Annotated in this window: 18 protein-coding genes and 3 pseudogenes; 8 read left to right on the top strand and 13 right to left on the bottom strand. The window is 62.1% G+C overall.

The features are described from left to right. Positions 1-145 precede the first annotated feature (145 nt). The 3 genes from betT to AC20117_RS09000 are packed head-to-tail and all read left to right on the top strand — an operon-like array spanning position 146 to position 5,487. A complete protein-coding gene (betT, locus tag AC20117_RS09010; protein ID WP_074700016.1) occupies positions 146-2,353 on the top strand; it encodes a choline BCCT transporter BetT in 2,208 nt (735 codons plus the stop codon). Further along, positions 2,350-3,846: an aldehyde dehydrogenase family protein gene (locus AC20117_RS09005; RefSeq protein ID WP_074700017.1), complete on the top strand. Its 1,497-nt coding sequence runs from the start codon at positions 2,350-2,352 to the stop codon at positions 3,844-3,846. Before betT ends, AC20117_RS09005 begins: the two co-directional genes overlap by 4 nt. Beyond that, entirely contained in the window at positions 3,847-5,487 is a 1,641-nt protein-coding gene (locus tag AC20117_RS09000; RefSeq protein ID WP_074700018.1) for a GMC family oxidoreductase, read from the top strand. Between the two features lie 76 nt (positions 5,488-5,563). Here AC20117_RS09000 and AC20117_RS08995 read toward each other — a convergent pair whose 3' ends face one another. Continuing rightward, positions 5,564-6,340: a type 1 glutamine amidotransferase domain-containing protein gene (locus AC20117_RS08995; protein ID WP_074700019.1), complete on the bottom strand. Its 777-nt coding sequence runs from the start codon at positions 6,338-6,340 to the stop codon at positions 5,564-5,566. Positions 6,341-6,492: 152 nt separating this feature from the next. Beyond that, entirely contained in the window at positions 6,493-6,759 is a 267-nt protein-coding gene (locus tag AC20117_RS08990) for a LysR substrate-binding domain-containing protein (protein ID WP_418202242.1), read from the bottom strand. Positions 6,760-6,771: 12 nt separating this feature from the next. Here AC20117_RS08990 and AC20117_RS24120 point away from each other — a divergent pair. Continuing rightward, a pseudogene (locus AC20117_RS24120) lies at positions 6,772-6,936 on the top strand (GMC oxidoreductase); the annotation flags it as partial. A gap of 92 nt (positions 6,937-7,028) precedes the next feature. Here AC20117_RS24120 and AC20117_RS08980 read toward each other — a convergent pair. Continuing rightward, positions 7,029-8,573 (bottom strand): M20/M25/M40 family metallo-hydrolase, encoded by a 1,545-nt coding sequence (locus tag AC20117_RS08980; RefSeq protein WP_074700021.1) that lies wholly within the window; start codon positions 8,571-8,573, stop codon positions 7,029-7,031. 144 nt (positions 8,574-8,717) lie between these two features. Here AC20117_RS08980 and AC20117_RS08975 point away from each other — a divergent pair. Next, positions 8,718-8,909 (top strand): annotated as a pseudogene (locus AC20117_RS08975) (GMC oxidoreductase); the annotation flags it as partial. Positions 8,910-9,318: 409 nt separating this feature from the next. Here AC20117_RS08975 and AC20117_RS08970 read toward each other — a convergent pair. Both AC20117_RS08970 and AC20117_RS08965 read right to left on the bottom strand, forming a co-directional pair. After that, complete coding sequence (locus tag AC20117_RS08970; protein ID WP_074700023.1) at positions 9,319-11,121, bottom strand: alpha/beta hydrolase family protein; 1,803 nt, start codon at positions 11,119-11,121, stop codon at positions 9,319-9,321. A gap of 163 nt (positions 11,122-11,284) precedes the next feature. Beyond that, entirely contained in the window at positions 11,285-12,175 is an 891-nt protein-coding gene (locus tag AC20117_RS08965) for a LysR family transcriptional regulator (protein ID WP_074703109.1), read from the bottom strand. Between the two features lie 84 nt (positions 12,176-12,259). Here AC20117_RS08965 and AC20117_RS08960 point away from each other — a divergent pair, with 84 nt between their 5' ends. From AC20117_RS08960 to AC20117_RS08950, 3 genes and pseudogenes are all read left to right on the top strand, one after another. Next, complete coding sequence (locus AC20117_RS08960; protein WP_074700024.1) at positions 12,260-13,147, top strand: EamA family transporter; 888 nt, start codon at positions 12,260-12,262, stop codon at positions 13,145-13,147. 111 nt (positions 13,148-13,258) lie between these two features. Beyond that, positions 13,259-13,831: pseudogene (locus AC20117_RS08955) on the top strand (MOSC domain-containing protein). A 748-nt stretch (positions 13,832-14,579) separates the two neighbouring features. Then, a complete protein-coding gene (locus tag AC20117_RS08950) occupies positions 14,580-15,533 on the top strand; it encodes a PDDEXK family nuclease (RefSeq protein ID WP_139186756.1) in 954 nt (317 codons plus the stop codon). Positions 15,534-16,303: 770 nt separating this feature from the next. Here AC20117_RS08950 and AC20117_RS08945 read toward each other — a convergent pair. The 8 genes from AC20117_RS08945 to AC20117_RS08910 all read right to left on the bottom strand — a co-directional run bounded on the left by AC20117_RS08945 (position 16,304) and on the right by AC20117_RS08910 (position 25,453). Next, a complete protein-coding gene (locus tag AC20117_RS08945; protein ID WP_158300448.1) occupies positions 16,304-17,308 on the bottom strand; it encodes a MerR family transcriptional regulator in 1,005 nt (334 codons plus the stop codon). A gap of 592 nt (positions 17,309-17,900) precedes the next feature. Beyond that, complete coding sequence (locus AC20117_RS08940; RefSeq protein WP_074700027.1) at positions 17,901-18,824, bottom strand: polysaccharide deacetylase family protein; 924 nt, start codon at positions 18,822-18,824, stop codon at positions 17,901-17,903. A gap of 30 nt (positions 18,825-18,854) precedes the next feature. Continuing rightward, entirely contained in the window at positions 18,855-19,286 is a 432-nt protein-coding gene (locus AC20117_RS08935) for a RidA family protein (protein WP_158300447.1), read from the bottom strand. Positions 19,287-19,331: 45 nt separating this feature from the next. Continuing rightward, positions 19,332-20,531 (bottom strand): amidohydrolase, encoded by a 1,200-nt coding sequence (locus tag AC20117_RS08930; protein ID WP_236777483.1) that lies wholly within the window; start codon positions 20,529-20,531, stop codon positions 19,332-19,334. Positions 20,532-20,724: 193 nt separating this feature from the next. After that, positions 20,725-22,236, bottom strand: a complete 1,512-nt coding sequence (locus AC20117_RS08925) for a purine-cytosine permease family protein (protein WP_074700029.1) — start codon at positions 22,234-22,236, stop codon at positions 20,725-20,727. Positions 22,237-22,391: 155 nt separating this feature from the next. Beyond that, positions 22,392-23,147, bottom strand: a complete 756-nt coding sequence (locus AC20117_RS08920; protein ID WP_074700030.1) for a cyclase family protein — start codon at positions 23,145-23,147, stop codon at positions 22,392-22,394. An 83-nt stretch (positions 23,148-23,230) separates the two neighbouring features. After that, complete coding sequence (locus AC20117_RS08915) at positions 23,231-24,736, bottom strand: 4-hydroxyphenylacetate 3-hydroxylase N-terminal domain-containing protein (protein ID WP_074700031.1); 1,506 nt, start codon at positions 24,734-24,736, stop codon at positions 23,231-23,233. A gap of 156 nt (positions 24,737-24,892) precedes the next feature. Then, positions 24,893-25,453 (bottom strand): flavin reductase family protein, encoded by a 561-nt coding sequence (locus tag AC20117_RS08910; protein ID WP_074700032.1) that lies wholly within the window; start codon positions 25,451-25,453, stop codon positions 24,893-24,895. Positions 25,454-26,250 lie beyond the last annotated feature (797 nt).

The following is a 26,250-nucleotide window of genomic DNA, read 5'->3' as shown; positions in this document are numbered from 1 at the left end:
ATTCTGACCACCTTTTGGATGTGCTAAGCGCGCGCAGACGGACTGTTTCCGGCTGTTGCTAGCGTCAGATTCCGCCCCTGATGGGGCCTGACTATCACTGAGACCGCGACCAGCACAAACTATTGATGCGAGGTACGAGACCGACATGAGCACGCCTCCCGAAATCGTCGAGCCCAAGCTCGACGACGGAAACAACAAGCGCCCAGCACCAGACACCGTCCCGCCTTCGAGCAAAACCCCGCCTGATCCCACACCGCGGACACGGGTGAACAAGACCGTCTTTATCGGCTCGGCGGCCGGTGTCCTCGGCATCGCGCTGTGGGCCATCCTGGACCGCGCATCGACAGATGCCGTGATCGGTACGGCCGTGACGTGGGTGGGCGAGACGTTCGGCTGGTGGTACTCCCTGATCGTCGTCGCAGTGCTCGCGTTCGTCCTCTTTGTGGCTGTATCCAGAGTCGGAAGAACCCGCCTCGGGCCGGACCACTCGCGCCCGACGTTCAACATGTTCACGTGGACGGCGATGCTCTTCGCCGCCGGCATCGGGATCGACCTGATGTTCTTCTCGGTGTCGGAGCCCGTGACACAGTTCCTGGCTCCGCCGGGAGGCGAAGCTTCCACTGTTGAGGCAGCCCGGCAGGCCATGGTCTGGACGTTGTTCCACTACGGCATCCTGGGCTGGGGCCTCTATGCCCTGATGGGCCTGGCGCTCGGCTACTTCGCTTACCGGCACAACCTGCCGCTCAGCATCCGCTCCGCGCTCTACCCCATCCTGGGCAAGCGGATCCACGGACCGCTGGGGCACGCCGTCGATATTGCCGCCTTGCTCGGTGCGATCTTCGGCATCGCTACCAGCCTGGGCATCGGCGTCGCACAGCTCAACTACGGACTGAGCTTCCAGTTCGGAATCCCCGAGAACACCCTCGTGCAGATCGCCCTGATCGCCGTCGCTGTGGTGATGGCGACCGTCTCTGTGCTCACCGGCGTCGAAAAGGGCATCCGCCGGCTGTCGGAGCTCAACATCATTCTGGCCATCGCGCTGATGATCTTCATCCTCGTCACCGGGTCCACGCGTTTCCTCTTCGACGGCATCGTGACCAACATCGGCGACACCCTGTCCCGGTTCCCGTCGATGGCGCTGAATACCTTCGCCTACGACCGGCCAGATGAGTGGCTCAACGGCTGGACGCTGTTCTTCTGGGCCTGGTGGATCGCCTGGGCTCCCTTCGTGGGACTGTTCCTGGCGCGCATTTCCCGCGGCCGCACGCTGCGCGAGTTCGTCTTCGGAGTGCTGGTGGTGCCGTTCGGCTTCATCCTGCTGTGGATCTCGATCTTCGGCAACAGCGCCCTCGAGATCGTGATGGGCGGCAACGCCGAGTTCGGCGAAATGGCGATGAGCAACCCGGAGCGCGCCTTCTACGGACTGCTCGAGCAGTATCCGATGGCTCCGCTCAGCGCGGCCGTGGCCACCTTCACCGGACTGCTGTTCTACGTCACGAGTGCAGATTCCGGCGCCCTCGTGATGGCCAACTTCAGCTCGCACCTGAAGGATGCGGACTCGGACAGCCCCAAGTGGCTGCGTGTCTTCTGGGCCGTGGCCACCGGCCTCCTGACGTTGGGCATGCTCCTGGTGGGCGGGGTCCCCACGCTGCAGAGCGCCACCGTGATCATGGGGCTGCCGTTCTCCGTGGTGCTGGTCTTCATCATGCTGGGCCTCTACAAGGCGCTGCGGCTGGAAACTGCACTGGTGGACAGCTACCAGACAAGCCTGCACTCCGTGCTCAATTCGCGCACGAACGTCCCGGGAGGCGCGGACAGCCGCCGGGGTTGGCGCCAGCGTCTGGCCCGGGCCATGAACTATCCCCGGCACCCTCAGGTCCAGAACTTCGTCTCCACGGTCGCGGTTCCCGCGCTGAACGAGGTGTGCGAGGATCTGCGTGCCCGCGGGCTGAAGGCGACGCTAGAAACCAGCACGGTGGAGGCTTTCGGAATCGATACCGCGGACCTGTGCGTGGAGCTCGACGGCGAGCGCACCTTCAAGTACCAGATCTACCCGGTCCAGCGGAACGTCCCGTCCCACGCCCTGTCCAGTGCCGCCGGCGGGAGGTACTACCGGATCGAGGTGTTCTCGCTTGAGGGCAGCCACGGCTACGACCTCATGGGCTACAGCAAGGACGAGGTTATCGCGGACGTCCTGGACCACTACGAAGTGCACCTCGAGTTCCTGCAACAGCACTGCGACACCTTGCACTACAGCACCGTCGCCGAAAATGTCCCGCCCAAGGCGGACTGGGAAACCGACTACACCACGGTCGACGAATCCGTCGCCGCACCTACAAAGGAGACAACATGACCGATACCGCCTCCACCCTGCTCATCAACGGCGCCTGGGAGCCGGCCGCGTCCGGCGCGGTGCGGGAGATCCGCAACCCGGCCGACGGCGAACTGGTCGCCACGGTGTCCGAGGCCGGCCGGGAAGACGCCGAACGCGCCATCGCCGCGGCCCGTGCCGCTTTCGATTCCGGCGTCTGGGCCTCCATCCCGGCACCTGAGCGCGGCGCCTTCCTGCTCAAGGTCGCAGCCGGCCTGCGCGAAAGCCGCGAGAAGTTCGCCCGCGCCGAGTCGCTGGACACCGGCAAGCGCATGGTCGAGAGCCGAATCGACATGGACGACATTGCCGCCTGCTTCGAGTATTTCGGCAGGCTCGCCGGGCAGGACGCGGGCCGCGTGGTCGATGCCGGAGACCCCGCCGTCGTTAGCCGTATTGTCCACGAGCCGGTGGGCGTTTGCGGCCTGATCACGCCGTGGAACTATCCGCTGCTGCAGGCCGCGTGGAAGATCGCGCCCGCGCTGGCCGCCGGCTGCACATTTGTGCTCAAGCCCTCCGAGCTCACCCCGTCCACGGCCATCCTGACCATGCAGCTGCTCCAGGACCTCGGCCTGCCGGACGGCGTCGCCAACCTCGTCACCGGCCCCGGCGCGGAGGCGGGCGCACCGCTATCGGAACATCCCGACGTCGACCTTGTCTCCTTCACCGGCGGCCTGGAGACGGGCAAGCGCATCGCCGCCGCCGCGGCCGGCACCGTCAAGAAGGTGGCCCTGGAGCTCGGCGGCAAGAACCCCAACGTGGTGTTCGCCGACGCGGACTTCGATGCCGCCGTCGATAATGCGCTGAACGGCGCCTTTGTGCACTCCGGGCAGGTCTGCTCTGCGGGGGCCCGGCTGGTGGTCGAGGAATCGATCGCCGAGCGCTTCGTCGACGAGCTGGTCCGCCGCGCCGAGGGCATTCGCCTCGGCGGCCCCTTCGACGAGGCCGCGGAGACCGGGCCGCTGATTTCCGCGGCACACCGCGAGAAGGTGGACGCGTACGTCCAGCGCGGAGTGCAGGAGGGCGCGCGGCTGCGCTGCGGCGGTGCTGCCCCCGCGGGCGAGAAGTACGACGGCGGGTTCTACTACCAGCCGACCGTCCTGGACCGCGTGGGAAGGGGAATGTCCGTTGTCGTCGATGAAGCCTTCGGCCCGGTGGTGACGGTCGAGACCTTCCGCACCGAGGACGAGGCCGTGGCCACCGCCAACGACACGATCTACGGCCTGGCCGGCGCGGTCTGGACGCAGGACGCCGGCAAGGCGCAGCGCGTGGCCGGCCGGCTGCGCCACGGCACCGTCTGGATCAACGACTTCCACCCCTACCTGCCGCAGGCCGAATGGGGCGGCTTCGGCCAGTCCGGCGTCGGCCGCGAGCTGGGCCCCACCGGCCTGGCCGAGTACCAGGAAGCCAAGCACATTTACCAGAACACCAGCCCGCAGGTAACCGGCTGGTTCGCTGACCACGGCAAGGAGAACTAAATGCACCTCGACAACATCGACAACCTGATGGACCGGGAGTTTGACTACATCGTGATCGGCGGCGGATCCGCCGGCGCCGCCGTCGCCGCCCGGCTTAGCGAAGACCCCGAAGTGACCGTGGCGCTGGTCGAGGCCGGCCCCGACGACCGCAGCATCCCCGAGGTCCTGCAGCTGGACCGCTGGATGGAACTGCTCGAATCCGGCTACGACTGGGACTACCCCATCGAGCCGCAGGAGAACGGCAACTCCTTCATGCGGCACTCCCGCGCGAAGGTCATGGGCGGCTGCTCCAGCCACAACTCCTGCATCGCCTTCTGGGCCCCGCGCGAGGACCTGGACGAATGGGAAGCCAAGTACGGCGCCACCGGCTGGAACGCGGCGAACGCCTGGTCCCTGTACCAGCGGCTGGAAACCAATGAGGACGCCGGACCGGATGCCCCGCACCACGGCGACTCTGGCCCCGTCCACGTCATGAACGTCCCGCCGGCTGACCCGGCCGGCGTCGCCCTGCTGGACGCCTGCGAGCAGTCCGGCATCCCGCGGGCCAAGTTCAACAACGGCACCACCGTGGTCAACGGCGCCAACTTCTTCCAGATCAACCGCCGCGCGGACGGCACGCGCTCCTCCAGCTCCGTCTCCTACATCCACCCGATCATGGAACGCGACAACTTCACCCTGCTGACCGGCCTGCGCGCCCGCCAACTGGTGTTCGACGCCGAGAAGCGCTGCACCGGCGTCGATGTTGTGGATTCAGCCTTCGGGCGGACGCACCGGCTCACAGCCCGGCAGGAAGTCATCGTCTCCACCGGCGCCATCGATACGCCGAAACTGCTGATGCTCTCCGGCATCGGCCCCGCCGCCCACCTCGCCGAACACGGCATCGACGTCCTGGTCGACTCCCCCGGCGTCGGCGAACACCTGCAGGACCACCCCGAAGGCGTCGTCCAGTTCGAGGCCAAGCAGCCCATGGTCCAAACCTCCACCCAGTGGTGGGAGATCGGCATCTTCACGCCCACGGAGGAGGGCCTGGACCGCCCGGACCTGATGATGCACTACGGCGCCGTGCCCTTCGACATGAACACTCTGCGCCATGGCTACCCCACCACGGAGAACGGCTTCAGCCTCACCCCGAACGTCACGCACGCCCGCTCCCGCGGCACCGTCCGGCTGCGCAGCCGCGACTTCCGCGACAAGCCCATGGTGGACCCGCGCTACTTCACCGACCCCGAAGGCCACGACATGCGCGTCATGGTCGCCGGCATCCGCAAGGCCCGCGAAATCGCCGCCCAGCCCGCCATGGCCGAATGGGCCGGCCGCGAGCTGTCCCCCGGGATCGAGGCACAGACCGACGAGGAACTCCAGGACTACATCCGCAAGACGCACAACACCGTCTACCACCCCGTCGGCACCGTGCGCATGGGCCCGTCCGAGGACGCAATGTCGCCGCTCGACCCCGAGCTGTGCGTCAAGGGCGTCACCGGCCTGCGCGTCGCCGACGCCTCGGTCATGCCCGAACACGTCACGGTCAACCCCAACCTCACCGTCATGATGATCGGCGAGCGCTGCGCCGACCTCATCCGCACCAGCCAAACCATCCAAACAACGACGGCGGACGCGAACCTCAGCGCGTCCCTCGTCTAGAAAGTTCCCGGCACGTACGCCAACTGGCGGCCGCCCCGTCGTCGGGGTGGCCGCCAGTTTCAGTGCGCTGTTGGGGTTAGTGCTCCGCTTCTGCGGCAGCCTTCTTGGCGTTTTTCTCGGCGTTCTTCTCGGCGCGCAGAGTCTCCGTCTCGTGCTGTTCCTCGGCTTTTTCCTGGTGGATGACCTCCGCAAGGAGCTTCTCCATCTCCTTTGCCACGCCGGCGGCTGAAGCCGGGTTCTGGCCGGTCACCAGCCGGTCGTCGACCACGACCTTCTCCTCAAAGACATCAGCGGAGACGTGGGTCGCCCCCTGTTCCTCAAGTCGGTCTGCCAAAAAGAACGGGATGACCTTGTCCTTCCCTGCGGCGACCTCCTCCTCGTTGGTGAAGGCCGCCACCCTCCGGCCCTCGACGAGGCGAAGCCCGTTCTCCAATTCCACGTTCAGCAGGCCGGCCGGGCCGTGGCAGACAGCTCCCACCACGCCGCCGGCGTCGTAGACGCTGGCCACCAGATTCCGCAAGCCTTCGCTATCCGGGAAATCCCACATGGTGCCGTGACCTCCCACGAGGTAAACGGCGTCGTATTGACCGGGATCAACAACGTCAACCCGGGCAGTGTTGTAAAGCCCAGCGCGCGTGACCTCGTCCTTCGTGAAGGCAACCTGGATAGGATCTTCCGAGTCCACCTCATCGCTCGGGGGCTGGCCACCCTGGATGGACGCGAAGTCGACGAAATGCCCGGAATCCTTGAAGACCTTCCAGGGATGTGCAGCCTCGGCCACGTTGTAGCCGGTCTTCTCGCCCGTATCGCCGATCTCGGAAACGCTGGTCAGTACCATGAGGATTTTCTTCATGAAGTGCTCCTATCGTCTAAATTCCACCCTACGCCTGCCCAGATTCAGGTCCTCCCTATGTCGTAGAACCGTACGAATTCGTCCGCGCGCGATGACTGGAAGCCCACGGCTGGTAACTGGTCCCCCGTTCCTCGCTACTGCGGAGAGGGCGTCTAGCTCGTTCCCGGTTCGAGCCGCGCAAGCACATAGCGCAACGGCGGCCACGTCGTTCGCCCTTTCCTCGTGTGGGCGTAGGCGCGTAGCCGGACTTCGGGTTCGGCGAGCCTGATGATTACGACGCCGGGCGGCGTCTTCCTGTCCGCGGGCAGCAGCCCGACGCCCAGGCCGGCAAGGATGAGGTCCTCGACGAGATCGAGGCTGTCTGCTTCATGGCGGAGGCGGGGTTCGAAGCCGGCGAGGGAGCCGATGGACCGCAACACAACCTCGTCAGCACCGACCTGCGCGTCGCCGACGCCTCGGTCATGCCCGAACACGTCACGGTCAACCCCGACCTCACCGTCATGATGATCGGCGAGCGCTGTGCCGACCTCATCCGCGCCAGCCAACCCATCCAAACAACGACGGCGGACGCGAATCTCAGCGCGTCCCTCGTCTAACCATTAGTGGCGGAAGCGTTCGTGCTTCCGCCACCAACAACGGATGGTTTTCAGAACGAGCAGGCAGGGCCGCGGCGTGCTGCCACGACTAGTCAGCTGAGGAAGCGGGCGAACATCCGGTACATGAAGTCGGTCCCTTGCTGGAGCGCCTCAACGTAGATTCGCTCGTCGTTGCCGTGCATCGCAATGAGCTGCTCGTTGTTGAGCACGTACGGGTAGACCCCGTAGCCAGGGATGCCGCGCTGACGCCATGGTGCCAGGCTGGTGCCCGCCTCAAACAGGGCCGGCGCGAAGACAGCATCTGGATACGTCTCGGTGGCGGCTTCGGAAATGGCACCATACAACGGCGTGTCGATGTCCGCAGGCGGGGTTGCCCAAGTTTCGTCGAGCTCGTTGAGGTACTGCTCCTCGGATGTGCCCTCCGGTGCAGCAAGGGCAACCTCGATTCCCCGGTCAGCCATTAGCTCGCGGACCTGCTCAAGGAACTCCCGGGGCTTCTGCCCGCCCGGGACGGCACGGCAGTTGACCCGCACATGCGCCGAGGACGGGATGACGTTCTCCTTGTAGCCGGCATCCTCGATAACAAACGCATGCGTGGTCCGGAGCAGGGCCTGATGCAGCCACGGGTAGGACGACTTGGAAACCACCACGCGCGCGGCCCGTTCACGTGCTTGCTGGCTATTAGCGGAGAGCATCAACTCGATGGCGCGGGTGAATCCGGCGTCGTCGGTTGCCTTTGCCAGCGCGGCGAAGTAGTCGCGCGTCACCGGAGTCAGGTGCACCGGTGCGAGCCAGTCGCCCAGCTCGGCCACTGCGCGGGACAGGGTGACGATAGCCGCTTCAGGATTGGGCTTGGAAGAGTGGGTGGCGATGCCGCTGGCGGTCAGGTCAAGGTTGAAGTAGACCTTGTCCTGGCGGGTGGCGGTGATCAGCATGGGACTGGTCTGATCCTTCTGTGCCAAGAACCAGCCGCCCTCGGTGAGCACCATGCCTGCGTCCAGCTTGTCCCAATGGTTGGCAGCCAACCAGCGGGATCCGAAGGAACCGGCCTCTTCGTCGCAATCCGTGAGCACGATGATGTCGCGGTCGAAGCGAGCACCTTCGGAGACGTGCCGCAGCAGGGCACTGATCGTTGCCGAGTTCGCGCCCTTCATGTCGAGGGCGCCACGCCCGTACACCTCCCCGTTGCGTACCTCGCCGGAAAACGGATCCACGGACCAATTCTCGCGTTCGACCGGCACCACGTCGGAGTGGCCGAGTATCAGCAGCGGCTTAGCAGAACCGGTTCCGGGGATACGGGCGATCAGATGCACGTTGTTCGGTTGCGGAGTATCGATGATCTCGGCGGGAACGCCGGCGTTGTCCCAAATTGCCTTGAGCATCTCGGCATGGGGGCGAGTGTTCGCCCCTGAACCAGAATTCTGGGTGTCGAAGGACAGCATGCGCTGAAGCAGATTGAGCGGATCCTTATCCGCCTCCGGCACTAAAGTTGCAGCTGCCGCCGGTTTCGCTGTCGTGGCGCCGCTGAGCAGGCTGGTGCTCGCGAGGCCAGTAGCCCCGAGTGCTGCGACCCCGAGAAAGGTGCGTCGTCCGAGCGGCGAGCTTGTCACCGCAGTCGCATCAAGTGAATCGTTCATGGTTCTCCTCATTGAGTGGTTAAACGCCCAACCTCCGCTTTCACGGTGTCCCGGCCTCTTCGGAAGATCAATGAGTGAGGTGGGCCACAGTAGATGAAAGGTCATCAATCTGCGGCGAACGGCTCTTTGCACTGTCTCATCTGCACAGTGCACATGGGCCCGCTCGGCGACGGAATCCCGCCGCTCGACCCCGAACTGCGCGTCAAGGGCGTCAACGGCCTGCACGTCGCCGACGCCTCGGTCATGCCCGAGCACATGAGGCTCAGCCCCAACCTCACCGTCATGATGATCGGCGAGCGCTGCTCCGACCTCATCCGCTCCAACCAATCCATTTAAATAACGACGGCGGACGCGAACCTCAGCGCGTCCGTCGTCTAATCGTTGGTGGCGGAAGCAATCCAGCTTCCGTCACCAACCGTGTGCAACCTACGACAACAGCACGGCAGAGCGACTTTTCGAAGCCCAGATGGCAGCGATATTGGATTCGGCGGCACAGTCTGACGGAAGCGAGGCGTGTCTGCGCCGCGACCTGCATCTACTCGAGCGAGGTGTGTATTTCAACTCTTAGTGGCGCCCTTTGTAGCGGCTCGGTGTCGCAACCTCAAGCTGTGAGCTTTGAGTCGTCTTGCATTGTCCGGAAAGCGGATCGTGTAGCGGGACAGAGCTGCCAGGTTGAGCATGCGATTTTGTCTCATCCGATCGGCCGAAGGAACTCCTGACGGTGATGCAGCCGCTGCTTGCAACTTCAATCCGTCTCGCCAGTAGTACTAAGAGGGACGCCCGGCTCTAGGCCGTTGTCTCTCAGATATTTCAGCGCACGTTCGATGGCATCAATCTTCCGCTTCAGCTCTTTGAGAGCCGGCGCTGCTTCATCAGAAAACTCATCGAGCCGCTCGTGTTCGCGCCGCACCTCGATCTCGGTCTCAGCCAGCGTTCTCCAAAGGGCTGTATCTGGCTCCAGGTGTTGCCGTTGCCGCAGAATTGCCGCAGCCAGCCTTCGCTCAACAACGGCTTCGAGAGTTTCCGCGGTCGTTCCAGGACTGGCTAGGCTAAATGCGATGCCGCCGCCACCCGCAGTGACGAGGGTGCCCGCAGTTATCAGTCCCCCAATCATTCCGCCAGGCCCAAAGCTCGCCAGTGCGCTGGTGATCACTGCGGCTCCGGCAAGACCGGCGCCAGCAGCAAGCGCAAGCCCACCGGTCGCCACGACAATCGCCGCCGTTCCGGCACCTAATGCGCCCCACTTCATCCAGTTCACTCCGCGGCCACCGCTCAATGTCTCCTGCGCAAGTTTGGCTGCGATGAATACATCGGCGCCATACTGGCTTCCCAATCCCATCTCGGCGGTGAGATTTTTCATGGCATCCTGCCACTTGTCCTTCGAGATCGAGATCTCGAAGGGTCGAATGACGTTCTCAGCCGCGAGGATCGTTAACAGGACGACGGCCTCGTCCTTCGCGATATGGCTGCTCGGAAGTGGCTCGGGCACAGTCCCGTGTGGATCGGAGAGGTCGAATGCGAGGCGTGCAACCGCTGACGGCATCGCTCTCCCCTCGCTGGCATTCCTCCTCCTTATGTCGTCGACGACCGCCGCTTGCACTTGTCGAAGTGCGCCAGCGAAACGATCCAGTTGGTCTCCTTCCAGACTCATCTTCAAAAGGTACGCGTACCTCAGCGCCAAAAGAGCGAAGTGTTCTGGGGCGTCCAAGGGGATGTCGAGGCCCCTATTGATATCCGCGAGCTCCGTCGATCTGGACCCAAACAGTGCAAAACCGATGGCCGCGGCCACCGCCTCGTTGGTTAGATACTCGGCCGCGTCGTGGACCCGGGGGCTTACTTTCGTCTGGATACGAAAATCGATCATCCAAGGGAAGACAGATGACACACCCCGGTGGGCGGCCACAGGGTCGTGGATGTTCCAAAAATTTACCCACCACGCCAGGTTCGCCGGCGGCTCCTTCAGCGTCTCCCGGAGTTTGTCGACGTCGAAGTTTCCGTTCGCCAGGGGGCTCCCGATGGTCAACATGCCGGCAACGTCGAGGCCAACCGGCAAGCGGCGCACGAGGTCGGCAGCGATTACGGAGCCAAGGCTATGACCGACGATCACAAGCCTCCCTGACTCGGGCAGCATCTTAAGGATGCGGTTTAGGACTTGGGCGCGAATTTGAGGATTTTTCATGTAGTTGCGCGCTTGGATGAAGAGAGGCAGCCCGACGGCAAAATTGATGACGGCATCTCCGCCGAGGCGTCCATTGCCTTGATCATGACGTCCCAATCTGAACTCCACGGATCCAATGCGACGCTCGAAGTCTCGGCGGTTCTTCTTGGCCGCATCGCGGAGTGGCTGTTTGATCGTCAAGCCTGGCACTGGCTCGTTGTCATCCGAACCCTTTAATGCGTGCGCGTACTTGGGCGCGATAACTCGCACCCCGTCCAGATTAGGGTAACCAAGGCGGAGCAGGCTGTCTGTGAGCCCGACTTTCCAGTCATCATCTCGGTCGCCGTCTCCAACGCCATGCAAAAACAGCAAGATCGGCTCGTTCGACACAAAAACTCCATTCGTCATTGCCCCGTGGGCATGCAGGGCTAAATGCCCGAGGATTCCTGGCAAGCTTAGCGATTCAACTTGGAACTACCTGCGGTGGACTTCCGATGTGTCGGCGAGTCGACGCAGAAGTACCCGTTCGTCTCGACAGGTGGCAAATGTCGACCTAACTCTGTTCTGAGGAGAGGCGGGCTAACACATAACGCAAGGGCGGCCACGTGGTGCGTCCTTTCCTCGTGTGGGCATAGGCGCGCAGCCGGACTTCAGGCTCGGCGAGCGGGATGACCGCGACGCCGGATGGCGGCTTCCTGTCCGCGGGCAGCAGTCCGACTCCCATACCTGCGAGGATGAGGTCTTCGACGAGATCGAGGCTGTCGGCTTCGTGGCGCAGGCGGGGTTCGAAGCCGGCGAGGGCACCGATGGACCGCACCACAACCTCGTCGGCCCGGTTGCGCGAGTTACCGACCCAGTCCCGGTCGCGGAACGCTTTGAAAACCTCCGAGGCGCTGCCTTTGACGGATCGCTGGTCGTCCATGGGGACGCCGAGGCCCCAGGCTGTTGACCAGAGAGGAAGCCTGTCCAACCGAGGATCCTCCAGCTCCGGAGCGAGGTTGTAGTCGTAGGTCAGTGCGAGGTCCGTCCTATCCGCTAAAAGCATTTCGAGCGCCTCGGCCGGCTCGTGTTCCTGCACGGCGATCCGCAGTGCCGGATGACTGACCGCAGCCTCTTTGACGGCGGGCATGATGTTTCTGCGGATCGCCGTGGCGAAGCCAGCCACCCGGAGGGTGCCCGAAGGCGCGGCTTCCGGATCAAGGTCCGCCCGCGCGGCCTCGACTGCGGCGAGGATAGTGGCCGCGTGCTCCGACAGGCGCCTCCCAGCCGGCGTGAGCCGGACTCCCCTGCCCTCGGGTTCCAGCAGGACCGTACCAGTCTCGCGGGCGAGCAGCGCGATCTGTTGCGAGACCGTCGAGGTGGTGGTGCCGAGCAGATCGGCCACTTCGCGCATCGACCCACTGCGCGAGAGCTCAAGCAGCGTTCGAAGCCGTCGAATATCCACCTTCCTCATTGTCCACGTTTCGTGAACGGTATGCACGTGACCATCACGTGGACGTGAATAGAGGATTCCGGTTCTACTGGTGGGATGACAACTGCGCTCCGCATCTCCGGCACGACCTCCGGCACCGCCATGGCGTTCGCCGCCATGTGCTGCGTGCAAATGGGTCTGGCCGTTTCCGTGGGACTCGTGGATCGACTCGGTGCAGGAGGTGTCGCGTGGCTTCGCCTTGCATGGGCCGCCGTGATCCTGGTTGCCATCGCGCGGCCTTGGCGGATCCGCTTCAGCCCGGCCGCGTTGCGCACCTGCGTCCTGCTGGGCGTCGCCACGGCCGGCATGACCATCCTGTTCATGGCCGCGGCCGAGCGACTGCCTCTGGGCACCGCCGTCGCACTGGAGTTCCTCGGCCCGCTGGGCGTGGCCTTGGTGCGCGGTCGAGGGGTGTCGCGGCTGTGGGCACTGGTAGCCGGCGCAGGCGTCGTCGCGCTGACCGAGCCCTGGCATGGCCAGACCGACGGCGTGGGCGTGCTCTTCGCGCTCGGCGCGGCCCTCTGCTGGGCCGCCTACATCCTGCTGACCCAGCGGGCGGGCGACGCCGCCGAAGGACTGGGCGCCCTGGCTGTATCCATGCCGGTCGCGGCGCTCGTCGCAACGTTCACGGTGGGACCGGAAGCGTTCACCCACCTCGACTGGCGCCTGCTGCTGGCCGGCGTCGGGCTTGCCCTGCTGCTGCCGGTAGTGCCGTTCAGCCTCGAACTGCTGGCCCTGCGCCGGCTCACCGCCGCAGCCTTCGGCACGCTGATGTGCCTGGAACCGGCCATCGGCATGATCGTCGGGCTCGCCTTCCTCGGCCAGGTGCCCAGCCCCTTCGCGATCCTCGGGATCGCCCTGGTCATCGCCGCCGGCATCGGCGCCACCCGCACCGGAAACCGCCCTCCGGTTACCACCAGCCCCGAAACCCTGCCCGTCGCCTAGCCGCCTACAACTACCGAATCCGCTCGCAGCACGCCGCCGCACACACGACACACTCCCGACCGATAGGATCGCCCTACAGGCGCACGGAGCAGTCCGGGAGAGCCCGGTGAAATGACGACGACGTACAGGTACCCAGTGGAGATCCTGCACCTGCTGGTATCATCGGGCCACGCCTACTTCGGCAGAGCTAACGACGGCGCAGCAAGCGTCCCCACCGCAGATCTCGACCGGGTCGAGGTGGTGGCGGGCAAAGGCATCCTCGGTGACAGGTTCTTCGGCAAAGCAGCCCACATGGATGCGGCCGTCACGTTGATGGCAGTCGAATCTCTCGAGGCCATCGCCGCCGAGCTCGACGTCCCGCCGTTTGACCCACTTTTGGCTCGCCGCAACGTAGTCCTGCGGGGCGCCCACTTGGCTCCGCTGATCGGCAAGGAATTCGCGCTGGAATCAGGTGGCGACATCGTGCAGCTGCGCGGCCGACGGCATGCCCATCCCTGTGTCCGGATGGACCGGATGCTCGCTCCCGGTGCCCACGCCGCTATGCGCGGAAGAGGAGGCCTGCGCTGCCAACCACTATAAAGCGGCATCCTCCACCGCGGACCGGCATCACGCCTCAGTCCGGTGCCACTCCATCCAGATCAAGCTGGCGCAGCCGCGCGGCCGAGACCTGGGCGGCTTCCGTAATGCGCAGTCGCGAGACAGCAGAAAGACCGGTCGCAATATCGGATGTTCGTCTCGTGAACCACGTCCACGGCCCACGTATCGGAAGCAGCCTCGTTACAGTGGTCAGTGGCTTCAGCTACCGCTGCTCCCGTGAATGGTAACTGAGGGAAACAGCTGCGAAAGCCGGTCCTCCAACGCACCACTCCCCATAAGAAATAAGGCGTAGAAGTTTGCCGCGTTTCCGTGGTTTACCGATGGGCGGTTACCCCGCCCGTAAAAAAGCCCGTACAGGTAGCTCAAGTGCTGCATCTGATAGGCCATCTCGTTCACCGGTCACAAAATGCGGCGGTGCGCTTTAACCCCGGAACCCCGGCATCTCAGAGGCAAAGTATCAGATCGCGGGACTAAGGTGGTGATGTGAACGAAAGCATTGAGTATCCGGGTCTCGTTTGGGTCAAGGATCCGATTAACCTTGATGGCCAGCCGACCGGCGCAGCTCCGCGACGAAGGCACCACGAAGACTGCTCGCACTTTTATCGTGCCAGCGACGGTTCGATGATCGGCGCGGCGCCGTACCGCGCGTCGGAGGAGCAGATGCGCACTCTCCCCCCTTGCCAGACCTGTGCCGAAATGTCCCCCGGCTCCGGCGCCGTCGAGCGTGATTCAGCTGGCCGAAGGGGTGCTGTCTGTGAGTCGTGCTTTATGGAACGGCCCCTGAATGGTGCATGCCCCAACTGTGAAGACGAGTGACGTATCAGTGAAGCCGGTGATGGCAAAGCTCGAATTTGGGTCGCTCCGCGAAGCTTGGAAGGGCGAGGCAGCGGACTTCACACCGTTGCTGGCGGAGCAGTTGGATGCCATTGGCGACGAAATTGGCGTAAACCTTCTGGCTGTCGGCCAGACTGAGGTTGCGACGGCTGGTGGTCGGAGCATCGACATCGTAGCCCAAGCGTCCGACGGCCCCGAGTTTGTTATTGAGAACCAGTACGGGCGTGCCGACCATGACCATCTAACCCGAGGCCTTGCGTACGCTATCGCGCGCGGTGCTCGGGGTCTTATTGTCGTGGCGGAGGAGCACCGAGATGAGTTCCGGGCAGTAGCGCAATACCTAAACGAACTTGCCGAGCACGATGCAGAGCAGGGAATTGCGGTGTGGCTGGTAGAAGCCAAGGCGGTTCGTATTTCGGGGAGTCCCTGGGCCCCTCTATTCAGCGCCGTTATCTCGCCGAACTCTTTCACGGCTCAAGTCGAGCAGGCCAAGCGGTCCGAGAAGTCGCTGAGTCTCGACGAGTTCCTCGCGCTGTGCGAGACCCTTGAGATCAGGGAGGCGATGAGCGTGCTCGTCAAGCGGTGGCGAGCACTGGGCCACCTCGTATGGCGGTACTCGGGATACGTCAGCCTTGCGGCGAGGGGGCCGGCCAAGAGTGGGGAGCGCGGTGTACTTGCCCTCTTTCCAAATGGGCAGGTTGCCGTGCCGTACGGGGCTTTTGCAGGCCAAAATACTGGTATCCCGATCTCGGCACTTACGACTGACGACTTCCGCAGGCGGGCCGAGTCGCTCTTCGGGTCCGCCGGGACAAGGTGGACAGGTCGCACCCCGCCTGGTTGGGTCGGTCACGAACAGGTGGACCAAATCATACAGTTCGCAGTTGAAGTCGCCGACGCATATGCAGCGGCGCTGGCAGAGAAGAAGACGTCGGAAGCGTTCCTCGGTACGGAATGACCGATGCTTACTTCTGGGGGTTCCGCTGCTCCCAATAGACCCTCCTATTCGAGGGCCGGTTGTTTCTATCACCTGCCGCTCGCCATGGCGGAGTAGCGTCTTGGAAAACAACAGGTTTTCAAGACAGCGACCGATGCTGACGGCCGCGATCAGCTTCCCGGTCTTTTCAGTCCTTCTCACATCTCAGCAACTCGTCTCAATGCATTTTGTCTCAGGCCTGTTTCGGCCAGGGCTTTGTGAGAATTACACCTGTAAACCCCGGCTGCTCCGATTCGCGCAGCCCCTCCAAAAAGGCCCGGTGAGCGGGGCCAAATGCGACCCAGGCATACGCAAGGAATATGATCTCAAGCGCAGCTTGAAGTACACCTCAACCTGACGTCAGGTGAGCGGCCGGAACCCCGTCAGGATAGACTCCCATTTCCCCAATTTCTGACGTTCTGCGACTCGGGTCTTAGAGTTCACTCTGACAGGACGCGAACTTCCGTTTGCCGGCCTTCGACAGCGGTTTGGCCTCAGCACTGATCTCCATGGCACCTTCGACATATTCACGGTTATCAGCGATGAAGAACCGCGGTTTCCAGGGCACACAGGACCAAGCACCAGGAGACGTGGAGAGCCGGATGAATTACTCGCGTCGGTATGGAATTCCTAGCGAATCCGCATATCCGGTTTCATATCGGACGGTTACCTCATCGATGTCGGGGCCATCACCGTCCGGCATGGTTAACGCCCTTCGTCCGGCGCTGACCGTACACGCCGACATTGCTAAATCAGAATGTCGCTGGCGTGTTCACCCAGATGAGGTGGGCAGGTACTGTTCCCGGGTTGTGAAAACTGTGCGGCCGCGTGCTCGGGAATGTCGCGGAGTCCCCCGGTCCAAGGTGGTGCACCTCGATCGTGTCGAGAACGAGATTGATTTCCCCGGTCATGACCACTAGGAAATCTTCTCCCGTGTGAGTGATCGCTTCACGTATTCCGCATCCGGGTTGGACCACGATCGACTGCGGCTGCAGGGCGGTCGCAGATCGGTACAGCAACTCGATGGTGACGCCCTCGTCGTTTAGCGGTAATGATGGACGTTCCGCGGCCCGGACGACTGTCCCGCTTTCCGGTGGCGCGGTGCCGAGAAGTTCCGGAACCGTTGTTCCGAGCGCATGGGCGATTTTCGAGATCCGACCGGTGTTCGGTTTGTTCAGTCCGCGCTCGAATGCTCCCAGAGCTGAAGGACTGATTCCACTCAATTTGGCAAGGTCCCGAAGGCTCATGCCCTGCTGGAGGCGCAAGGCCTTCGCCCGGGCGCCGACCGGATCGGCGGGAGCCGGAGACGGTTCCATGGAGCTTGGCGGTACGACCTCTTCGCTGAGTGCCTCTCGCACGCCGGTGAGGGTCATAGCCTTGGTGTCGAGAAGGTCCCGGATCGTCTGAAGGCGCTCGAGATCCCGCGGCGAGTATCGCCGCTGGCCACTGTCTGTGCGCAAAGGGTTAATGAGCCGCTCGTGTTCCCACAAGCGGATGCGTGCCGTCGGCACCCCGAGGATGCTTGCGACATGCCCGATCTTGAGAATGGGCGCTTCAGCGGCCTGTTCTTCATTCCCGGCCTGGTCCTGGTCGATGCCGGTCGTGATGGTTCTCTCCTCCTGCCCCGCTGCCAGAAAAGTTCTCCTGAAAGATGAGTGTTTCAATCGATCATATAGTGTTCGCTGCACCAGACATGAAAGAAGCCGCACAAGCACTGAAGGAAGCCGCACAAACGGTGCGACGCCGTCCTCTGACATGCGGCCGTTGCAGGCGGCGAACATGAAGAAGCAGGCAGCGCCAGCATGCCCGTGCCGCACAGGGCGTGTTGATGGGAACTTGTCGGTCCGGACCTCGTTGGGGGAAGAGTTCCGAACTCGGCACAGCTGCCTGCAGTGCCGACGGAACGAATGCCGCGGCACCGGGTGGCTGCTGTTGCCCTTGGCGGAGGCATCCGTTGCCGACGGCACCGTTCCCGGTCCCGCCGGGTCTCGAGGCGTGTGGAGGCAGGATGGGTATTGCTTTTGGAATGGCCCGGTGTTCCTGTTCATAGGCCACGCCTTTGGAATTTCGGAACTGACTGCGCCGGTATAAGCATGGCCACCATGTCGTCTTACGAGTATGACGACGGGGCCCCTACGTTCACGGACATAAGCTTGTTTTCAATCTCGACCCCGCGGAGGACGCTGATATGCAGACGTCTGTTAGTTACACGGTTCCGAGCGTGGGCGCAGCCTCCGAGAGGGCCTGCGCCCACGCGCCGAAAGGCGGCTCCTGCGCGTTCGCGCCGACGCCGGCAGCTAACCTATCCTTGGGCAAGAGCGACAAGATGCAAGCTTGGCATCCAGCGGTTCATTTATCAGGGGTTCCAGGTGCAAAATCGCGCGTTCCCACGCCCATGGCGGCCCCATCGTAGTATGGCAAGCGGACTTCGCGGGGAACATAGGATCCTTGATCAACGGACTCAACCACGTGCCGGGCAATCTCCTCAAGCGTGGCGAACCATACATCGCCCTTGTCTTGCATGTAGGTGATCATCTTATCCACTTCCCGGCAACGAGCCAGGCGCCCGCTTACAAACGGATGCCAAACCGAAACCCACATACCGCCAAACTCCCAGGCAGCATCAAATTCGCTAAGGAACACCTCCATCGCGCGCCCCGGGGAGCTAATCGGCATCGTATAGCCGAAATCCGGCATGTGCGTGTAATGGGGCCAATCATCCAGTGCCCAGTGAGTCGGCAGCTCAACGAGCTTTCCGGCACCTCCATCTATCAAATAGGGGACGTCGTCTCCCATCAACGATGAATCGTAGAGGAAGCCGTTTTCTCCGAGTAGCTTGGCGGTAACTTCGGAGAAGTTATACATCGGTGACCTGAATCCTCGGGGTCGGGAACCTGTAAACTTCTCGAAGACGCCGATCCCCCTCTCCAGCCAATAAGCCTGATCCTCGGCAGAAAGTGAATTCGGGTTCTCGTGCAGGTAGCCGTGATGCGCCAGCTCATGTCCGCCATCCAGTATTGACTCGACCAAGTGGGGATAGCGCTCGATGCACCATGACGGCACATAAAAGGTCTGCTTGATACCGTGGCGCCTGAACATTTCAAGGATGCGCGGAATCGCAACTTCATCGTACCGAAGCCAGGAGTTTGGTGACACCAGGCGGTGGGCACGGTCCGGATGGTCCAGAAGCAGCGTACTGTCCGAGTCCATATCGAAGCTTAGCGCCACGGCTACCTTCGCACCGTTAGGCCACTGAATAGGGTTGGCGATCATGCGGTGACTCTCCTAAATGATCGAAGTCTTTTAGTCTCTCCGCGGAATGACAGCTATTGCCTCCACCTCAATGAGAATGTCGTCCAGCATAAATCCTGAGCATCGGACCGCGGTCCCGGCGGGGCCCGGCTCCTTAAGGAATTCCAAACGCACGCGATTCATCTTTTCCCAAAAATGCTGCACGTCCTCCCCGGACCCTTCAAATGTGTAGAAGGTGTTGAACTTCACAATGTCGGTCATCTCGGCCCCGGCCTCTTTGAGAACCTTTTGGATGTTCTCGAAGACGTTTCTGGTCTGCACTTCGATATCGCCCTTGCCGATCACGTTGTTATTGTGGTCAACAGAAATCTGGCCGCCGACAAAGATGGTCTCGTAGTCGCCGCTTACTTTCCAGCCCTGGGTGAAGGGAGTCGGGACCGGCCAGTCCCAGAGGTCAGCGGGCATGATGCGGGTTTTGTTCATTATCGTATTTCCTTTCATTTAGCGCGTCGCGAGGAATACGCGACGCTACGCATTTGTATCCAACACCGAGAGGCAGGCTTCGTAGGCAGTGCGAATGCCCACCTCGAGCGTGGGGACCGGATCCGGATAAAAGAACGGGGAATGATTCCTCGGGATCTGCTCATTCCCCATAACGCCTTCAGGAAGACCGCCGATAAACCAGTACGCACTCGGCGCGCCGATAGCTTCCCCCAGCAGTCCGAAGTCTTCGCTTGCGAGGCGGGGCTTTCCGTATCGCACATTCGTCTCGCCCAGCGCGACATCGAAACGCGACTTGATGTCCGAGATGAGGACAGGGTCACTATAAAGATGCGGGAAGCTGTTAATCACACTGATCGACGGTTCGGGAGCACCGAAGGCTGAAGCAACACCACCGATAATTCGCTCGACCGCCCCCATCAACACCTTTCTGGCGTCCAGGTCAATAGAGCGGATGTTGATGGTAAATTCGGCCTCAGCGGGGATGATGTTTTCCTTGGTGCCCGCGTGGAAGGTGCCAACGGTCACAACCCCGGCACTTAGTGGATCAAGATTACGGGACACGGCAGACTGCAGCGCGACAACCATATTGGCGGCGATCACGACGGGGTCGACGGAGTCTTGCGGCTGTGACCCGTGTCCGCCGATGCCTTTGACCGTGACGCGGAGTGAATCGCCCATGGCCATGGTGTCGCCCACAACGAGCTCGACGGAGCCGGCAGCCAGAGGCCAGACGTGCAGCCCAAAGACGCAGTCAGGTAATTGCGCGATGTCCCACAGACCGTCGTCGAGCATTGCGCGTGCTCCCTCACCGGTCTCTTCTCCAGGTTGAAATATGAGGATTAGAGTGCCGGACCACCTGCCTACGTCAGCTTTCATTTGCCGCGCCAGACCGAGGGCTACCGTCATGTGAATATCGTGTCCGCAGGCGTGCATCACGGGTACTTCGGAACCTGAACGATCACGGGCTTTGACTGCGCTGGCGTGAGATGCCCCGGTCTCCTCACGCACAGGCAGGCCGTCCATGTCCGCGCGAAATGCCACGGAGGGGCCGGCACCGTTTTTCAAGGTCCCGACAAGTCCGGTTCCCCCACAGCTGCGAACCTCAAAACCCAGTTGTTCCAACTCGCGTCGGATAAACGCAGATGTTTGAAATTCTGCCATTGATAATTCAGGGTTCGCATGTAGCTGCTTGTAAATTTTCAGAAGTTCATCGTCAACAGCCAAAACACTCTCCTCTAGCCGCATAACCGCCCCTTCCGTCAATAGATGATGTGCAGTAAAACATTTCAAATTTCATTCGTGTTGATCTCGCGATTGCCAGAAACACGCTTCCTCCTGGAGTCGTAGCAGGACTGCAGCAGGTTTACGGGTGTTGCCCCGGTAGTGTGACCGCCGCGGCCGGGGCAACACCCTCCGGTCACTCCGGTACGGAGGCGGACGCCGGATTTTTCAAGGCAGGTGATGCCGTAGAGGTTTCCCCTTTTGCCGGCAGTTCCAGCTGCTCGGGGGAGATGAGTCGGAAGACTGTATACAGCGCGACCGCGACGATCGTACTGACAAACATGCTCAGGTCGGCTCCGCCGAAAGCGTCAGCCAAAACGCCGTTGTAGACGTCGCTCTTGACGAACAGGAGCGCCACAAGCACGCCGGCCGCATACGCTGCCGTAGACCGCCAGTTCCATCCCCGGTTATACCAATACGCTCCGCCGCGAATCCCCTTCTCAAAGACCTGAAGGTCCAGCGGCCATAGCCGGCCCTTCTGGAACAGGAAACTAGTAAAGCCCACGGCAGCCCATGGCAGCACGAAGACGGCAATGATGGTCACAAAGCCCGAAACGATAACGGCGGCGTCCCATACGAAAGATCCCAGAAATACCAGGAGCAAAGATATGACACTTAGAACAACTGTCGCCGGCAGCCGACGCAAGGCCGGGATAACCGAAGAAGCGTCGAGTCCTGACCCGTAGAGCGCAAACCCGCCCTGGTCAAAGGCGCCGATGAGCGCTATTAGAACCAGTGGAAGCACGAACCACGAAGGAACGACACTAACCACACCGTCACCAAAGGACATCTGGTCAGCCGCGAACAAAGTGGAAATATAGATGCCGACGATCAGGGCAATGAGGACGCCTAGACTAACCCCGAGGGACATGCCGAGGAAAACGGACCGGTCATTCCATCTCTTTCGGCTGATATACCGGGTAAACCCGTTAGCGAAAGGCATGTAAGAGACCGGCAGCTGCATTGCAATTACGAATGTCGCAACCCAGGCCACCCAGTATTCGGAAGGACTCAAAGTGCTTGCCTGAGTCTCGAGCGTGCTCCCGAAGGCGGAGAACGTCGTCGCCACCATCACTGCAAGACCCAACAGCACTAGTGGGATGACGTATTTTTGAAGCTTGACGAGCAAATCATGACCAACCAGCGCGATAATGATAAGCGCTGCCATGATCACCAGATACGATATCGCCCGCAAGGCATCCGATGTCCCGCTCCCGGTCATCCTGGCCACCCCCGCGGCAACCATATCTCCGCAGACCCACACGGTCAGGGCGAGGTAGCCTACGCCGATAAAGAGAGCCTTAAAGGAACCCAGTAGGCGGCCTTTTACCCCGTAGCAGAAACCCGTGCTGACAGCGCTGTTGGTGCCGGTTCTGGGTCCCAGGAGAGAGAACAAGCCGAACATCACTGCACCAACGATCGTGCCGAGTGTTGTCGCAGTTACAGCGCTCCAGAAATCGAGCCCAAAGACAACCGGCAGCCATCCCAGGATCATGATGCCGAAGGTCAGTTGTGCACCGACAAATACCCGGAAGAGATTAGAGGGTGTCGAGTCCCTCATATCATCCGGCACGTAATCAATGCCCCGAAGTTCGAAATTGACAGTCTTGCCAGCGGTCCCCGGCTCGGGCCGGATCGGTTCAGCCATATTCGATCACCCTCTATTTAGGATTGCGTCGGCGCGGAGGGGAAAGCCGCTCCCACCGCAGATATTAAGTGGCAGGCCTCTGAGTTCGACGCCGTGTACCTCCATGCCACCGGCGGCGGCCGCAGATGCTGCCTGTCTTGGATCCGCGGACACGGTTAGCCGGCCTGGCGGATGGCGACAGCGCGGATCGGAGAGCCCGTGCCGCCCCGGATGTTAAGGGGCAGACCGAGGTAGAGCACGCGCTCGTTCTTGATTCGCGAGAGGTTGGTGAGGCTTTCGGTATTGACGATGCCGTACTCGGCGCAGACGACGTGGGCGGAGAACTCCGCGTCCTCGCTGCTGTCGATGCTCATCTGGTCCACGCCAATGTTCACGACACCCTGCTCGGCGATCCACAGGGCCGCCTCATGTGACAGGCCCGGGTTCCGTTCCGCGTACGCGAGTTCCGGCCAGACGCGGTCACCGTAGCCGAAGTGCAGCAGCAGAACGTCCCCGCGGCGGATCTCCTGCCCGCTGGCGGCGACGGCCTGGACGAGCTTCTTCTGGGAGAGCAGCTCCACGTCCGATTCCACGAAGGGTTCGACATCGATGCACACGGCCGGACCGTAATAGAAGGCCAACGGCGACTCGTCGAGTTTGGGACCGTCCTTCGCGTACTCGAAGATGGCGTCCGTATGCGTGCCGACGTGTTCGCTGATGAGCAGGTTGTGGGCTTCGAACCCGCACGTCGTCTTCCACTTCTCCATAAACTGGTCGTGCGTCTGGTTGACCATGATGAAGGTCTTCTGATGACCGAACCACTGAGGCATGCCCTCGTAAATCGGACGGGTCAGGTCAATCACGTCAAGGGAGCGGTCCAGCAGATCGGTGCCCAGCTTCGGAAACGTTCGATTGGTCGTTTCAATGCTCATGGTTTTTCCTTAGGTTGGTCGTTTCGGGGATTGGTGGGGGTGAGCGGGGCCGCGGTCAGCGGCCGCGGCCCCGCTCACCCCTGCTACCGGCTGCGGGCGAGAAAGTCGCGGACGAACTGTGCGCTCTTATCGCGGCCGACGTGCTGGTACACGATCTCGGCGACAAACGCCGGAGGAGTCGCGTTGACCTTCTCGAACAGACCGAGGCGGCCGGCGTTCGCACTGGCGGTGAGGTCCCAGGCGAAGTTGAAGAGCTGGTTCTTTCCGAACGCGTCGATGTCGTGCCCGGGAAGGAACGATTTCAGCTTCGGGCCGAACTCCGGGTGCTCCCAGATCTCGGTCGGCCACCGGGAGATGAGCCCCTGGCCGCAGAGGTCTTTCAGCTTCGAGATGACGTTGTCGTACTCGGAAATCGAGTAGTAGCGGCCGGCGGAAACCAGGCCCGGATTGGGGACCTCCACCCCGTTCCAGTTCTCGCTTTCCGCGATCGCTGAGATCGAGAAGCCTTTGAGGACCTGGGCGTAGGTTGTGATGTCCGCGATCGTCCGGCGCACGCCCGGGATCTTGTCGGTGCCCAGGGTCTCGGCGATCACCTGGGCGGTGCCGGCGAAGAGTTCGGCACGATAGGCGAGGCGGGTGAGGATGTGCCAGAACACGAACACGCAGCTGTCGAAGTATGCCGTGAGCAGCTCCGTATTGCCCAGGCTGAACACGAGGTCCTTTGGAAGCACCGCGTCGTCGAAGAGGATGATCTGGTCGACCTCCTCGCCGAGCACCCCGATGGGATTGTCAACGGGGTTTTGCTTTTTGTGCAGGGCGGGCTCACGGGTCACGAGTGTTACTCCCGGCAGGTTGACCGGGATCGCTGCCCAGATGGCAGCGTCCGGACCCAGGCCTTCGCCGAGGGTCGTCGACAGTGTGAAGAAGTGCGAGATGGAGCCGGAACTCCCTGCGATTTTGCTTCCCCGGAGCATAATGCCCTCGTCGGTCTCGCCGACGACGCGCAGGGTGCCGGGACGTTCGTTTCGCGGCACGCGGCGGTCGGATTGCGGGTCGGCGATGAGGTCGGTGCTCAGCAGATTCAGCCTGCTGGATTGGTCCACAAACCGGCGGATGTTCTCTGCGAAGACGGGGTTTTCCTTCTCGATCCGGTCGATGATCGCAAGGAAGCCGAGCGACATCGCCGGGCCGTACTCCGGGGGACGCCCGAACATGCCGAGAGTACGCTCACCGGTCGCGCCAATCTGCTCCCGCTTGAGGAAAAGGTCCTCCTTGTTGCGCGGGATGTGCCACCCGCGGGCTCGGCGGTCACCTGCGTCGTCCAGGTAAGTCAGGGTGTTGCGGTATTTTTCGTCGAACTGCATATCCATGACGCTTGCGAACGTGTGGGCTGAAGGCCCGGTCGTCGGATGTTCGGTGACGTCCGGAATTTCCTTGCCCTGGCTGTCAATTACCCGACGGCCGTCGCGAAGTGACTCCAGGTACTGGGCACCGGAGAGCAGATGTGGTTCGGTGCCTTGATTGAGGATTTCCTGGACGTTGCGCATGGCGTTGACGGACGCGAACGCTTCTACGTTTTCTATGCTCATGATTTCCTTCATGGGTCGTGGTGAGGATGGAACGGGTAGAGATGGTCTAAACTCCGGTGGCAACGGCCGGTGCCCGCGCATCACCGGGCCCCCTGTACCGGGTCTGGCAGGGCTCACGGCGCTGCAGCTATGCGGCCCGGAGCGCACGCAAACAAATCAGATAGCGGAATGCGTACCCAGCTGATGCCAGGTGCGCCCGTGGTAAACAAGCGGGACGGACGTCTCCGCCGCGGCCGCATCAGGAACCGAGGCCTGCACGATGTGCGCAACGCAGATTACCGAGTTTCCTGCTTCCAGGCGGTTCACGATGTGCCCGCGCAGCCACGCGTACGTCTCTTTAAAGACGGGCTCCCCCGTTGGCAGACGCGTCCAGGCCGACTTATCCGCAAACCGGTCGACACGACCGGTGGCACCCAGCTGCGCTAGCCGCAGGTGCTCGGAACCAAGCAGGTGAACGACTACGGTGTCCGCTTCCAGGAAGACCGGGGTGCTCCACGAGAGCGCTGATAGCGAGAAAGTCACCAGTGGCGGTTCGGTGCTGACCGAGGTGAGCGAACTGATCGTCATCGCGGCTGGGCCGTTGCCGGCGTCTGCCGCAATAACGGAGACTCCGGCCGGATGCATGCGGAACGCGGACTTGAAGGTGTCGACGTCGATGGAATCGCGCAGTTGCGCAGGAGGCACCAGAGTCTCCAAACGAGAGGGTGCAGTAATCATGAGGTTCTCCTTTTTCATGTTGCAGCGGCGTCGCACGCCCTTGAACTACTTGCCGTCGAAGACTTAGGCACACCCGCCCAGACTGCGAGGTGTGCACCGCGATAGCGGAAGGCCATTAGTTGCGAGCCGCGGGAACTATCGCGGCGCCTCCCCCAAGGTGACCTTCATCACTTCATTGCTTATGCGACTACCTTACACATGTGCTGCAGAGTTTGCACTAGAAATTTAAAAAATTTAGGAATTCCGCACATCGAGCTAGTGAGGCACGCGTCTTGACGAAGAACCCGTCCATTGCGTCGTGCTGACAAGCCAAAGGCTCGTCGGTCACGAAGGCCTTGGAGCGTTCCGGGTAATCTCCATCCATCCGGCAAGCTCGACGGTCACGGGGTAAGCAACGGAGGACAGCATCTCCATATGGGCTAGCTGCTCGCCGAAGGCAAAGCGTCCGTCCGCCAGGATGCTAGAACCCTATGGAATGCTCCACGCCCCGCGCCCACTGAGACGGATGCCTCCCTCAGGGCAACGCCGGCAATTTCCCCTACCAGGACTCCCCGCGCGTCCGTTCCGTTCCGCCGGTTACCACCGGCCTAAGAAACCCCTTATTGAAACTCCGGCTCACTCCAAGCGTCCCCGCAGTCGCACAAGCCGGTCCTTTACCGCGACCCTTGATTGCCACACGATTTCAGCAGGGGAAGTATCGGCGCGCTGAAAAGGACCACGATTTGTCCCGAGGAACGGAGGAACGAAAATCGTAAGAATTTTCTTCCAGGGGACACGTTGTAGATGAGACACATATT

Source organism: Arthrobacter crystallopoietes, assembly GCF_002849715.1.
GTDB lineage: Bacteria > Actinomycetota > Actinomycetes > Actinomycetales > Micrococcaceae > Crystallibacter > Crystallibacter crystallopoietes.
The sequence above is the reverse complement of the archived record's forward strand: the minus strand, read 5'-3'. Positions and strand labels throughout refer to the sequence as shown.

Excerpts from the sequence above, each read along its gene's own strand:
- AC20117_RS08920 (WP_074700030.1), bottom strand. The coding sequence starts at position 23,147 with ATGAGCATTGAAACGACCAATCGAACGTTTCCGAAGCTGGGCACCGAT.
- AC20117_RS09000 (WP_074700018.1), top strand. The coding sequence starts at position 3,847 with ATGCACCTCGACAACATCGACAACCTGATGGACCGGGAGTTTGACTAC.
- AC20117_RS09005 (WP_074700017.1), top strand. The coding sequence starts at position 2,350 with ATGACCGATACCGCCTCCACCCTGCTCATCAACGGCGCCTGGGAGCCG.
- betT (WP_074700016.1), top strand. The coding sequence starts at position 146 with ATGAGCACGCCTCCCGAAATCGTCGAGCCCAAGCTCGACGACGGAAAC.
- AC20117_RS08940 (WP_074700027.1), bottom strand. The coding sequence starts at position 18,824 with ATGATCGCCAACCCTATTCAGTGGCCTAACGGTGCGAAGGTAGCCGTG.
- AC20117_RS08945 (WP_158300448.1), bottom strand. The coding sequence starts at position 17,308 with ATGTCAGAGGACGGCGTCGCACCGTTTGTGCGGCTTCCTTCAGTGCTT.
- AC20117_RS08915 (WP_074700031.1), bottom strand. The coding sequence starts at position 24,736 with ATGAGCATAGAAAACGTAGAAGCGTTCGCGTCCGTCAACGCCATGCGC.
- AC20117_RS08950 (WP_139186756.1), top strand. The coding sequence starts at position 14,580 with ATGGCAAAGCTCGAATTTGGGTCGCTCCGCGAAGCTTGGAAGGGCGAG.
- AC20117_RS08995 (WP_074700019.1), bottom strand. The coding sequence starts at position 6,340 with ATGAAGAAAATCCTCATGGTACTGACCAGCGTTTCCGAGATCGGCGAT.
- AC20117_RS08925 (WP_074700029.1), bottom strand. The coding sequence starts at position 22,236 with ATGGCTGAACCGATCCGGCCCGAGCCGGGGACCGCTGGCAAGACTGTC.
- AC20117_RS08980 (WP_074700021.1), bottom strand. The coding sequence starts at position 8,573 with ATGAACGATTCACTTGATGCGACTGCGGTGACAAGCTCGCCGCTCGGA.
- AC20117_RS08935 (WP_158300447.1), bottom strand. The coding sequence starts at position 19,286 with ATGAACAAAACCCGCATCATGCCCGCTGACCTCTGGGACTGGCCGGTC.
- AC20117_RS08910 (WP_074700032.1), bottom strand. The coding sequence starts at position 25,453 with ATGATTACTGCACCCTCTCGTTTGGAGACTCTGGTGCCTCCTGCGCAA.
- AC20117_RS08960 (WP_074700024.1), top strand. The coding sequence starts at position 12,260 with ATGACAACTGCGCTCCGCATCTCCGGCACGACCTCCGGCACCGCCATG.